The following is a 14,218-nucleotide window of genomic DNA, read 5'->3' on the forward strand; positions in this document are numbered from 1 at the left end:
ATCTTTAATTTCTTTTTTATTAGAAATATAATTTCTTAATTCATTTTCTAGTTCTGAGTATTGTTTTATTTCAACAATCTCTAATTTATTACGTCTAACTCTATTTTTTTAATATAAGGCATTGTTGCCATAATTAATCTCCTTTTATTAAATTAAAACCTTTAATTGGTAAAAAAAACAAAGGCAAAAGCCTTTGTTATGTTAATACTTTAATATTTTTTGAACATTGTATTCAGCTAATAGATCATCTTCGTGTAAGTTAGTTAAATCAGCTAGGAATGAAATTCCTTCGACAGTTCCACCTTGCATTTCTACAAGCTTAATAATTGCTTCGATTGTTCCACCTGTTGCTAGAACATCATCAACTATAACAACTTTATCTCCTGGTTTAATATCACCATCATGCATTTGTTGATGATTTTCTCCATATTCTAAAGTATAGGCGATATCTAAAACTTTTCTAGGAAGTTTACCTGGTTTTCTTACCAATACAAATCTTGTATTACTTGCATAAGCCACAGCTGAAGCAAATAAGAAACCTCTAGCTTCTGGAGCAACAACAACTGTTGCTCCAGATTTTTTTACAAAATCAGCCATTTGATCAATAGTATATTTAAACGCTGCTGCATCATTTAATAAAGGTGTTATATCTTTAAAAACAATACCTTCCTTTGGGAAATTTTCAACGTCAATAATATATTTTTTTAAATTCATTCTAGCTCCTAATCATTTATTTCTTCTACAATTTGTTCTTCATTAGAAACTTCTATATTTCCAATAAATTTTTTATAACCTAATTTTGCACTAATTCTTCTTCGTTCTAATCACATTCAAAGTGGAATCATAATTGAAACTATTACAGCAGCAGTTACTATAATACCAATTGCTAATGTAATACCCATACCAATCACATCAATCATTGTGAAAGCTAAAACTATTGAAATAATTAGATAAATTGAACCAAGAACTATTGATCTAATAATAGCAAATTTTACTATTTTTAAATAAGTATCTTTAATGAAGTTATTTTTATTTGAGAAATTATTTATTTCACGTTTAGTATCTTTTTTGAAAGTTTTGAAAGCATTTTTTTCTAATTCAATTTCGGTTTTCTTATTAAACTTAATCATTCTAATTTCTTCTTTAAGTTTTTCTTTATCTTCAATTTGATCTTTAAGTAGGTTTTTCAATTGACTCTTAATTTCTTTTAATTCAGAGTTGTATTTTTTATTAATTTCATCAATAGATGTTTTTGCTGATCTATTTTTAACATTAATTTCTTTAGCAAGTTCAATTTCTTCAGATAGTTTTAATGAAAGTGTTTTTTCACCTTTTGCAGATAGTAAAGATTTACCTTTTCCTAAAACAATAATTGCAGAAATCATTGCAAATGAAATTGTCACTACAATTGCTGAAATAACTTCAGAACCAATTGGTACTTGGAACACAATAACTGAAGCTACTGTAATTCCTACTATTAAGATTAATGATAATGCTAGAGCAACATAGTATGTTCATTTAAATCTAATTATCATATAAATTAATAATGCTAATAGTACAAAACCAGTCATGATTGCAGCCTGAACAATTTGACCAGACGCTGTATAAGGATTTTGTTGCATACCAAGTACACCATTTTTACCATCTGGTGTAATTTGAGTTCCTGATAACATTCTTAAAATATCTTTGAACTCTCTAAATCTCATTTTTGATGTAGTTGAAATAGAAATTCATGGCGCATTTTTTTCAACTTCTGTTCCATTTGGATTTTGAGTTAAGAAATCGTTTCCATATTTAATTTGAACATCATATAAAGTTTTATTTTTAATTTTAGGGTTGAATCATTTTAATAAATCATTAGAAATTATGTATTCATAACCTTTTGATACACCTTGAGCATGATCGTTTTGTGTTGAACTTACAATCTTTTTAACATCGTTAGCGTATGCTTTGGCTTTAACTTCATCTAGAGATTCACCGTCAACTTTTTGACTAGTGATGATTCCAAAAATACCATCTCCTTGAGTCATAGTATTATAGTTTGATTCGATGTTTTGTTCACCATAAATAATAAATGTTTTACCACTACCAAATGATGAATTAGCCTTAGGACCAACCGTTAAACCAACACTTAAACTTAATATAGCTAAAATACCCACAATTATAAAAATAATTTTACTTGTTAATTTAGTTTTGTTTTCAAGTTTAATTAATCGATTATTTTCAATTTGTTCTTGTGAATTATCTGATGGATTTTTTGAATATTGAATATTCAAATTAATATCTTTATTGATAAATTTAGCTTCTTCAGATCTTAAATCTGTAACTTTATTAATTAAAGTTAATTTAGATTTAGGTTTTGCCTCTAATTTAGCAATTTTATTATTTGATTTTTCTAATCTTAATAATAATTTCTGATCAGCTTTAGCTTTTCTTTTATCATTTAATTCTTTTGATTTGTTTTCAGCAATCAATAACTTATCAGTTGTTGATTTTAATCTTAACAATTCTTTAGTCGTTGTTTTTTCTTTTTCTGTTAAATATTTAATAACTTTTTTGTAGTGATCAATTTTAATAGTTAAGAAATAATTTCCTTCGATTCTTTCAAAGTTATCAATTGGTAACAATCATGTTTTATTTTTAAATAATTCTGATTTTAAAAATAGTCTTGTCATTATTCTAAATAATACAATTCCGAAGACAATCACAGCAATCGCTCCAAAGGCAGTAATTGTTGCAAAGTTTTTAAGTACTCCTGAACCAATTCAGAATAATACTATATTTGGTATTAAAGCAACAATCGCTGCATCAAGTGACATACCCAAAGTTTCTTTTCCAGAAATTTTCATTGATGCTTCGATTGAGTGTTTTTCCCTATAGATATTATTTTTGATTGATTCAATATACATTGATGCTATATCTATGACTAAACCGATTAATAATAACAATATTAACCATAGCTCAGGACCAACAGCAACATTGAATCAAGAAGTTGCAAAAATTACTAAGGATCCGATAATCACGGCAATGATTATTGTAAATAATCCTAAAATTCTATACGCATATAGCATGTATATAAATAGTGCTAACATTAATATCAACAATATAATAATTGTTATTATCAGTGCATATTGTTTGATAGTTGCATCAAATTCTTTAATAGCTAAAACCTTGAAGTGAATTCCAAGAGTTGACTGAGAAATTACAGCAGTATTTCTTTCAGCAATTGTATAACTTGGAGCTTTAAGCATTAATCCAGTAGTTTTCTCATTTTCTTTTTCTAAAAATGCTCCAACAGCGATCGAAGGTGTTGGTGAAATCACATCTTTAGATAAAATTAAGTTTTCTTTGAAAAAATCATAATTTAATTGACTATTAAATCCACCATTAGCATCCTTAAATAGTACTTCTTTAAATAAATTGTTTGTTAAGGTGTTAAAAATAGTAACACTTTTACCCAAAACTTCACCATTAATAACACTTTTAATATCTTCTGAGTATTTACCTTTTTTACCTTCATCATTGTTAATATTGAAATCGTCAGAAACAGCATTAGTATCATAAACATATCTAGAAACTGAATTATTTAATTCAGAATTTTCTTTAAAACTAAAACCTTGCTCAAGAACTTCTTCAAATGCTTCAAATGAAGTAACTTCTCTAAAATCATCAGTATTAGAATTGCCACCATAAGAAAGTAATGACACTTTTTGAACTGATCCATCTTCGTTAACAATAGAACCTGTGAAAAAATCTTTTAAAATTTTTCTAGTTGCTTCGTCAGCAATATTATTTAAAGGATTACGAATAAATAATCAAAATGTTTCGATGTAATCTTCTTGTTCTTCTTCAGTTGGAGCTAATGAGTAGTACTCTCTAATATTTGTTAGAACATTTTCAATTGATGTAACAAAAGTAAGAGATTCGTTCGTTGCTTTTGTTGGTTGTTCTTCTTCTGCTGGAGCAATGATTTTTTCTAAATAACCATTTTTAGCAATCTCTTCATCAGATAAATCAAATTTTAAATATGGTTTGTTTTCATTTCCTGATTTATATCTTTCAACAGAAACATCACCTAAAATATCACTAACTTTTAATTTATTTTTAATTGTTGTTGAACCATTATAATCAACAACAATTTTTCCATCATCTGAGCTTCCTTCTTCAACAGGAACAGATAATTTATCCATAATTTCTTTATCAAATAAAATATCTTGGTAATTACTATTTAATAAAACAATTCCACCATTCATTTCGATTGCTCTACTAAAAGCATCAATATTATAGTTATAAGCATCTTTTGTAGCTCTTACTTGTAATCTTGATTTACCTTCTTGAATAATATCGATTGTATTATCTGAAAAAGGCGAAAGTTTCTTTTCTAAAGCTTCTGCAGCTTTAGAAGCATCTCCATTTGGAGTATCTGAAGTATTTTCATTTTGATCATCATAAACTCCAACTAAAGCTTCATATCCACCCGAATATTTAGATCCAAGTTTAATACCGCTAAATCCAAAGATTGATGAAAATATTATTCCAGCAATTAAAGAGGCAACAATTAATGAAAGCGCAAGAATTCTGACAATCTTTTTAGGATTTTTTTTATCTTTCATAATTACCTCCTTAACTAAAAAGTTAAATAAAAAAATATTACATTTTTATTTAGTATTACTAAATAATTATACAATATTTGTTTATGTTATTGTTTTGCTTTTTTGAATAAAGATTTGTTTTGCTTTTTCATTGTTCTAATAACAGCATCGTTTTCAATCTTTTTCATAATTTTAGGATTTTCTAAAATCTTTTTGTTAATACTTTCTTGTCTTTTTTCATCACTAAAATCAACAGTAAAGGTACCTTTGATTCTTTTTGTACCAAGAATATTAATATTCATTCTATTATCAACATTCATGATTGCCTTATCAATTTTTCTTCAATTTAAAACAGTCATGGAAATAATCAACATTTTTTTGTTTTCTACATCCATACCTTTTTTTGTAGTTTCAGCTTCTCATACGAAAATATTATTGTTGTAACCAGCATCATAAAGGAAAGCTTGTAGTTCTTTTTCTTTAGTTGTTGAAATCATAATTGTTCTAATTCTATTTTTTGGATAAGTTACATCAGTTATAATTGATTGAATAATAATCATAACGATCGAAGCGAATAAACTTGGTCCTAAAATAAATTTAAATTTCATTCAATTCAACATTGAAGATGTGTACTCTGTAAATCCTGAATCTGATGCCATTTTTTGAATTAATTCAAAATATTCGCTATCTAAAGTTAATGGATTTCCTGTACTAATACCTTGAATAAATTCTTCTCAAGTAACTCCTCCATTAGTTATTACTCAATTTTTAAATGTATTAGCAAAACCAGTATCGGCACCATTTAGTAATTGATTAATGAAATCTTCATTAAAAATTTCTCTATTAAGTACACTTAATCTGACAGTTTCTGGTAAATCATTTGAATTTAACATCATTGTATTGACCATAATCATTACTGCAAGAATTGAAAAGTTAATTTTCATATTCAAAGTACCGATTGCTTTGTTTTTATGTTTTGAGTAGAACATTGAAACAAAATCAATACCACCAGTTGATGAACCAGCACGATAAACAATACCATATGATCAACCATTTACAATTCCAGCAAAAATTGCAAAAATAAATAATCAAATTGTTGAGTTTCATTCACTTGAAAGCGATGAAATTAATTGATAATCAATGATAAACTGCATATCTTCAGGTCTAAGATAAGGAATTGCTTTAAGTATGAAATCAAAAGCAATTGAAAAACCAATTCAAATTATAGTTGTTAAAGTAAATTTAAGTCCGATTTTCTTAATACCAAAAATAATAAAAGGAATATTTAAAACAAAATAAAATGGAAAATACAACGTTCCTTGTAATCCAGCATCAGTTACAAATGTAACTGATAAAAATCTAGCAATAGATCCTATTCCACCAGGGAATAAACCCGTTTTTCCAGTTACAGCAATTAAATAAGATAAAGCAATTGATGTACCAAGTGCAGCTAGGGCGATTCAAATTAATTCAATTCAGAATGCTCTTTTAAAATAAGTGGTTCTTTCGATTTTTTGAAAAGCCTTTTTAAAATAAAAATCATATGATTTCTCATATTTATGATCTTGTTTTAATTCTTCTAATTGTTCTCTACTGATCAAAATACTTTCTTGACCATCAGAAGACCTGATCTTAATTTTTCTCATATTGATTCCTATATATATTATTTAATATATCATAAAAAAATAAAAAAGAGATTAATAAATTTAATCTCCAAAAATCTCTTCTCTTCTTTTCATATACTTCTCTTTTTTAATCTTCTTGATTGACTCTTTTATGTGAGCTCTTTTACGTTTTTGTTGAATTTTTTCAAGTTCACGTTTACGTTTTTGTTTATAACCTGGCTTGACTGATTGTTTTTTATATTTAGAAATAACTTGTTGTGATTCAACATCTAAATTTTGTTGATTTCTTTTTTGAGTTCTTGCTGCTCCTTTTTTAATTTGCACCAAGTTTCCTTCAATAAGTCTTTGAGCTTCAAAAGAAATTCCTTTTTTAGTTAGATCCTCAATTTTTGATTGATTTTTTACATTCAATAAAACGTAGCTAATTCCTTGGAATTTAGAACGACCAGTTCTACCAGCTCTATGAATGTAATAACTTAAGTCTGTCGGTAGATCTATTGAAATAACATGACTTATACCTTTGATATCCACACCACGTGCAGCAACATCAGTTGCAACAACGAATTTAAATTCATTGTTTTTAATTTTTTTAAGCATGTTCATTCTTGTTCTTGGTTGAAGATCACCATGTAGTTCACCAATATTTTGAATTCCATGATTTCTCAAAATATGAATTATTTTAGAAACATCTTCTTTATGATTAACAAATATTAAACATAAAAATGGATTTATAGAATCTACAACTTTTCCAAGGTTTTCATCTAATTCTCTATTTTTAGTATCAATTAAAACGTGTTTAATATTTTTATTAGATGGTTCATTTTTTGAATCATCAATAAAAATTGATTGCTTAAGATATCTTTTAATAAATGGTCTTAAAGTTTCATGAATTGTTGCTGAAAATAATGAAATAACAGCATCTTTCTTAACTTTAGATAACATAAAATCAACATCTTCAATAAAACCTAAATCAAATATCATATCGCACTCATCGATCACAACATAATCAGTTGTTGTAAGTTTCAAGTGATTTTGTTCATAAAGTTCTTTAATTCTTGTAGGTGTTCCAACAACAATCATTGGTTGTGTTTTTTCTAAATTTTCAATTGATTTATTAATATCTTCACCACCAATAAATAAACTAGCAGTAATTTTTGATTCTCTTTTTTGGAAATCTCTAATATTGTCATAAATTTGTTTTGCTAGTTCTCTTGTTGGTGCAATAATCAATGCTTGTACTCTTCTTTTTTCAAAAGGAATATTTATATCAAGATTGTTGATGATTGGGAGTAAGAAACTATGAGTTTTACCAGTTCCTGTATGTGCTAATGCGACAACGTTTTGGTGTTTTTTAATTAACGGAATTACTTTTTCTTGTATAGATGTAGCTTCAACAAAACCAATATCATCTAAAGTTTCATTTACATATCTTTTAAATCCAAAATTTGAAAAATTCATATTATACCTTCTTATTTTCTATAACCTTAAATTGGTTTTTTATATCGAAAGAGTTTACATTTACTGTATTTCCAAATCTTTCTGCAATTTTATTTTCTATATCTTTTATAAAATAGTTTTCCATATAATGACCTAACACTATGACTGAGATATTATTAGATTCGGCATAAATATATTCGTTTCATTTCATTTCCCCTGTAACAAACAAAATATTTTTTTGACTTGTTTCAATAACTGAAGTAAAACCGCTGCCACTCACCAGTTTAAAATTATCAAACATTTCTTTTTCATCTGAATTTATAAAAGTAAAATCACTTTTAAATTCTTTTGATAAAATTTTATTAATATTTTCTAAAGATAATTTTGTTTTAAGATTAATCTCGAAACCTTCTTTATCCAAACCTCATCTTGATATGGATTTTACAGGTAACGCGTTTTCTAATATTGAGAACATTTCTTGATTTTTAGAAGCATCATAATTTGTGTGAATTGAATAAATATCAATGTTATTTTGTTTTAAAAATTTTATGGCTTCTTTTTTAAAAGGGTCTTTTTTATTTTGTTTTAAATCTCCAAATATAAAAGGATGTCTAGAAATAATTAAATCATAATTTTCTTTTTTAATTTTTTCAAAAACTTCCAACGTGAAATCTAAACATATTAAAACATTTTCAATTTCTTTTTCTATATTAATTTTTTTACCATTAAATAATTGAAAACCCGAATAATCTCAAGAAGCCGCTAAACTAGGTTTAAATTTTTTTTCAAGATACTTTATTAAACTATCCAATTTCATTAATATACTCCTTAATTTGATTAACTAGATTTTCAAAATATATCATTCTGCTATTATCATTAGTGATCTTAGAAATAATATTTTCATATTTTTTGATTTCATAATTTAAATATTTTATATATTCTAAATTATTTTTTAATTCTACAAAATCTCCTAAAAGAGTATTAGACACTTTATGATTATTCTTTTTATCAATTCATATTAATCAGTATTTTTTATTATTATCTAAAAAGAAATCCTCTTTTTTTATACTAAAATTATTTTTATTACTTCATTCCCTTAAAGAGGAAACCTCTGTATTTGAACAAAATATATATTCACTTATATAAGGTGAATCATTTTCGATGATATCTATCATTGTTGAAGTGCCAAGACCGGTTATAGTAACTATATCAACTTTCAGTTTTCTTTCATTAATAAAAGAGATGCCATTACTTAAAATTGTTTCGATTTTAGAATTATCTAAACCCGCATTTTTAATGTTGGATTTAGCTGAATTAAGTGGTTTTTCATTGATATCTGCTGCATAAACAAAATTAACTTTTTTAGACTTTACTAATTCTATTGGTAAATATCCATGATCTGTTCCAATGTCTGCTAAAACATTTACATTAGAAATTAAGTTGGCTACTTTTTCTAATCTTTTATTTTGCATATTAACCTTTATAAAATTCTTTTAAAGTTTTAGCGGTTTTATTATTATTGGCAGGATTTTTAAACTTTTTAGTTGTTTTGTTTTCTATTTGTCTAATACGTTCTCTAGTAACTTTTAACTCGTTACCAACTTCTTCTAAAGTTTTTGGAGAATCATATTTCAATAATTGATTTTTGATAATTCTGTAATCTTTTGAAATATTAATTAATGTAGTTAGTGATTGAATTGGTAGTCCAGTTTTATTCATCAATTCATCAATTTTTGTATGCAAACAGTTTTCATCTGTAATAACAAATTTATCATTAACTATTTTTAAGCTTTTTCTTAAACCTTTATTATTACATTTATTGTCTTCATTTAATGAACAAATTGTAAATGATTTATCGAACTGTTTTAAAATTTCTTTATTATTAAACAAAACAGAATTTACTTCTTTAACACCGGCCAATTCAAATGCTCTAACAATAATTGGATTTTCTTTGAACTTAATTAAATCAACATCACTATTTAATTGATCAATTTCCTTATTTACATTTACTTTTACATCAATAGTAATTGGCTTAGTATTGTAATCCATTAATTCATCAACAATATTGTTGATTTCTTCTAAAACACCTCTTTGTTTTAAACCTTCAACGATAACTTCGTCTTTTGATCTAAATATTTCGATTGGAGTATCAACATGAATGTCTAAATTAGTAATTGCTGATTCTAAATCACTAGAATATTCATCACCTGTTTCTTTTGCTAAACGTTTTAATGTTCTTAATTTAGTTGGAACAATTCCATATCTCATTCTAATTACTTTTTCTTCACGAGCAGGCATATCTTCAAAAGTTTTATCCAAAACTTCCTTCAGTACTTCTTTTTCTGCGTATTCGTCAGGAGATACCATATCTTTGTCTTCTACGAAGTCACCAAAATGTGTATCATCTTCATCACCGAATGGTTTTTCTAAAGATACTGGCTCAACTGATAATTTTCTAATTTCAATAACTTTTTCAGCAGTCATTCCAACACCGTGCTTTTCAGCAATTTCATTTGGAGAAGGTTCTCTACCTAATTCTTGAGTTAATTGTCTTTCAATTCTAGAAAGTTTGTTTATAGTTTCAACCATGTGAACAGGAATTCTAATTGTTCTAGCTTGATCAGCAATCGCTCTAGTTATTGCTTGTCTAATTCATCATGTAGCATAAGTTGAAAATTTAAATCCTAATTTGTAATCAAATTTATCAACGGCTTTCATTAAACCGATATTTCCTTCTTCAATTAAGTCCTCAAAAGTTAAACCTCTATTTAAATGTTTTTTAGCAACATTAATAACCAATTTAAGATTATGTTCTACTAATTTATCTCTTCCTTCTGTAACATCATCAGCATCTTCTGATTGAAGCATTTTTGCATATTCTATTTCTTCTGCTTTAGATAATATTTTTCATGAACCAACATTATTAAAATATGTTTTAACAATATCTTGAATTTTAGTTTCATTACTAATTGTTCCAATTCTGTAAGGTTCGTTTGAAGAACTTTTAGAATTTTTACGAGCTAGTTGTTCAGCAGCTTGTCCTGCTTTAACATTTTCTGAAAAATCATCATCATCATCTTCTTCATCATCTTCATCAAGTTTTAAATCTTCTTCATCTTCATCATTTATAATGTCTAACTTGATTGATGATTTTTCTTCAATTTCATCATCTTCTTCATTTTTAGAAAAATCTTCACTTAAATCAAAATCTTCTAAGTCTGTAAAAACAACATCTCTTGCTGAGAGTTTTTCTAGCATTTTTTCAGCTTCATTATCTGATGCATTTGGAAAAATAGTTGCAAAAGTTTCTAATAAAACTTCTTGTTCGATTTCATTTTGGTTTGCGTCTAAAAATTTATTTGTGTATTCATGAAATTCTTCAATACTTTTAATTTTCTTTAAATCTGCCTTATTATTAAATTTTAGCTTAGCCATGTTTACCTCTTTTTATTGAATTTCTCAATATCTCTATTCTTTTTAATATATTTTTTTCTTCTTCAACATTTTCAATTTCTTTGATTTTAATTTGAAGTTCTTTTATCTGTTTTGTTACATCATACTCGTTCAACTTGTAAAAGGCATCATCAATTGTCTTTTGACCAATTTTTACTTTTGAAATTTCCGATGAAATAATAATATTTATTAAATCCTTGTCATGGATAATTCTATCATCAATTAATTTTAATATTTGCTCAGTATTTCCACCACGATAATTACCTATTTTATATTCTTCTATAATTCCTCTAACAGCGCTTCTTAAAGTACTGTTATCAATTAAATCTACATTTTTAGAAATGGTTTCAATAAACTCATCAGACTTTAATAATGAAATAAAAATACTTCATTCCGCCTTTTTATAAGCTTCAACAATTTTCTGATCATTTTTTGACGAATTAATAAAAACATCATTTTTTTGAATAAGAATTTCTTTATTAATATTAGATAGTTTCTCATTAGTTTTATTTTTAACAAATTGTTTATAAGTATCATCCTTAACAAGAAAACTAATCTCTTTCATATCTTTAACAAATTGTTTAATATTTTCCGGATTATTTGTATCCACTTTATTTCATTTTTTTTCAACAATAAAATTAATTGGGTGTTGAAATGTATTTAACATCTTTAACATAAATTCCGGACCTTTATTTTTGATTAATTCATCTGGATCAGAATCAGTATTATTTTCAATTACATTAAATTCAAAACCATTTTTTAATAATAGTTTAGAAGCTTTAATTGTTGCTTCGACTCCCGGATCATCACCATCTAAAAATAATTTAATTTTTCATTTATTTTTATTAAATAAATTAATATGAAATTGACTAAGTGCCGTACCCATAATTGCCACAGCATTATTAACTCCGATTTTATTCAAGGCAATCACATCCATAAAACCTTCTAAAACTATAACTTCATTTATGTTAATTATTTTTTCACAATTATAAAGAAGTTCAGATTTTTTAAAAATTTCATTTTCCTTAGAATTTATATATTTTGGTTTTGCATCTTTCAAAGTTCTTGCAGAAAAACCAATAATTTTATCATCAATGTTTTTAATTGGAAAAATTAATCTATTTATAAAATATTCTTTTAACTCAGATTTATTTATATAAACCAAACCAGAATCAACCAACTCTTTTTCTGTAAAACCTTTTTTAATTAAGTTATCCACTAAACTAATCTTTGATGAAGCAAAACCAATATTAAAAGTTTCACTAGTTGCTTTATCTATTTCTCTAGATTTCAAATATTCTTTAGCTTCTAAACCTAATTCAGTACTTAATATGGCTTTATAAAAAATCATTGCATGTTCATTTATTTCGAAAATACGTTTTTCAGATTGGCTATATTTTTCAACTGGTTTAAAATTTTCTAGTTCTTCAATTTTTATATTTGCTATTTCTGCAACAATTTTTAATGCATTAATAAAATCAACATTTTTATATTTGGAAACAAAATCAAAAACATTTCCACTTACATTGCAAGAAAAACATTTAAAAATTTTCTTTTCATTATTAACAGACATTGAAGGTGAACTATCATTGTGGAAAGGACAAACACCTCAATAATTAACTCCTTTTTTAGATAATGGTATAAACGAAGAAACGACAGAAACGATGTCTGCATTATTACGTATCATTTCAATTGTGTTTTCTGAAATTCTACTCATAGACATCACTCCTATCATTTTAATTAATTATATTTATCAAATAAATATTGTTTAACTTCGTTTAATTTAATTCTTTCTTGAGCCATTGTGTCTCTATCACGAATTGTAACTGATTTATCTTCTAATGAATCAAAGTCATAAGTTATTACAAACGGTGTACCAATTGCGTCTTGTCTTCTATATCTTTTACCAACATTTCCTGTTTCGTCATAAGTTGCATCAAAATCTTCTAATAAATTATTGAATAATTCTTTTGCTTGCTCAGATAATTGTTTTTGTAATGGCATTACAGCAACTTGATAAGGAACTAAATTTTTAGGTAATCTCATAACTATTCTTGAATTATTTTCATCAATTTTTTCTTCTTCAAATGCTTGTCAAAAAATAGCAAGCATCATTCTTTCAACACCAACTGAAGGTTCAATTACATTTGGTAAAATTTTGCTATTTGTTTCTGGATCTAAATAAGTCATATCTTGACCAGAAGCAGTTTGGTGTGCATTTAAATCAAAATCACCACGATGAGCAACTCCTCATAATTCACCTCAACCAAAAGGAAATTTAAATTCTATATCACTTGTTTGACTAGAATAGTGAGCTAATTCTTCTTTATCATGATTTCTTACTCGATAATTTTCTGACTTAATTTCGATTACATTATTTAAGAAATTTTCAACATTAGTCAATCAATAATTAAATCAGTCTGTTTCATCACTGGGATTAAAAAAGAATTCTAATTCCATTTGTTCAAATTCTCTTGTTCTGAAAATGAAATTACCTGGTGTAATTTCATTTCTGAAAGATTTACCAATTTGACCAATACCAAACGGAAGTTTTTTTCTTAATGATCTTTGAGCATTTTTAAAATTAATAAAAATTCCTTGAGCTGTTTCTGGTCTTAAGTAAACAGTTGAAGATTCATCTTCAAGCACACCTTGATTTGTTTTAAACATTAATGCAAATTGACGAATTGCTGTATAATCGCATGCGCCACATTTAGCACAAGAAATATTGTTGATTTTAATAAAATCTTCCATTTCTTGATTAGACATTGTTCCAGCATTAATTTCTTGATTAAATTCTTCAATAATTTTATCAGCTCTTCATCTAGAGTTACATTTTTTACAATCAATTAATGGATCGTTAAATCCATCAATATGTCCTGATGCTTTTCAAACTTTAGGATTTAAAATGATTGATGAATCTAAACCAACATTTAAAGCATTTTTTTTAACAAAATAATTTCATCATTGTGCCTTCAATTTATTTTTTACTTCAGCACCAAGAGGACCATAATCTCAACTGTTAGCTAAACCACCATAAATTTCTGAACCTTGAAATACAAATCCTTGTGATTTTAAATGAGCTATCATCTCTTCCATTGTTTTTGGCAT

At 26.1% G+C, this 14,218-nt stretch carries 9 protein-coding genes; all 9 read right to left on the reverse strand.

The genetic code is table 4. From position 1 onward, the window contains the following. Positions 1-201: 201 nt before the first annotated feature. Entirely contained in the window at positions 202-714 is a 513-nt protein-coding gene (locus T347_RS0102270; RefSeq protein WP_031542888.1) for an adenine phosphoribosyltransferase, read from the reverse strand. An 8-nt stretch (positions 715-722) separates the two neighbouring features. Continuing rightward, entirely contained in the window at positions 723-4,613 is a 3,891-nt protein-coding gene (locus tag T347_RS0102275; protein ID WP_031542890.1) for a protein translocase SecDF, variant type, read from the reverse strand. A gap of 86 nt (positions 4,614-4,699) precedes the next feature. Continuing rightward, entirely contained in the window at positions 4,700-6,238 is a 1,539-nt protein-coding gene (locus T347_RS0102280; protein WP_031542892.1) for a YitT family ABC transporter, read from the reverse strand. 60 nt (positions 6,239-6,298) lie between these two features. Continuing rightward, a complete protein-coding gene (locus tag T347_RS0102285) occupies positions 6,299-7,675 on the reverse strand; it encodes a DEAD/DEAH box helicase (RefSeq protein ID WP_031542895.1) in 1,377 nt (458 codons plus the stop codon). A 1-nt stretch (position 7,676) separates the two neighbouring features. Beyond that, on the reverse strand, positions 7,677-8,471 hold the full coding sequence (locus T347_RS0102290) for a Nif3-like dinuclear metal center hexameric protein (protein ID WP_031542897.1): 795 nt from the start codon (positions 8,469-8,471) through the stop codon (positions 7,677-7,679). Next, a complete protein-coding gene (locus T347_RS0102295; protein ID WP_031542899.1) occupies positions 8,458-9,126 on the reverse strand; it encodes a tRNA (adenine(22)-N(1))-methyltransferase in 669 nt (222 codons plus the stop codon). Before T347_RS0102295 ends, T347_RS0102290 begins: the two co-directional genes overlap by 14 nt. A gap of 1 nt (position 9,127) precedes the next feature. Beyond that, positions 9,128-11,089: a sigma-70 family RNA polymerase sigma factor gene (locus tag T347_RS0102300; protein WP_084323939.1), complete on the reverse strand. Its 1,962-nt coding sequence runs from the start codon at positions 11,087-11,089 to the stop codon at positions 9,128-9,130. Continuing rightward, the gene (gene dnaG / locus T347_RS0102305; protein ID WP_031542903.1) at positions 11,082-12,824 is read right to left on the reverse strand and encodes a DNA primase; all 1,743 of its coding nucleotides are present in this window, start codon (positions 12,822-12,824) and stop codon (positions 11,082-11,084) included. The genes T347_RS0102300 and dnaG overlap by 8 nt, the downstream gene beginning before the upstream one ends. A 23-nt stretch (positions 12,825-12,847) precedes the next feature. After that, positions 12,848-14,218: a glycine--tRNA ligase gene (locus T347_RS0102310; protein WP_031542905.1), complete on the reverse strand. Its 1,371-nt coding sequence runs from the start codon at positions 14,216-14,218 to the stop codon at positions 12,848-12,850.

It is taken from the genome of Mesoplasma photuris ATCC 49581 (assembly GCF_000702725.1).
GTDB classification, from domain to species: Bacteria; Bacillota_I; Bacilli_A; order Mycoplasmatales; family Mycoplasmataceae; genus Tullyiplasma; species Tullyiplasma photuris.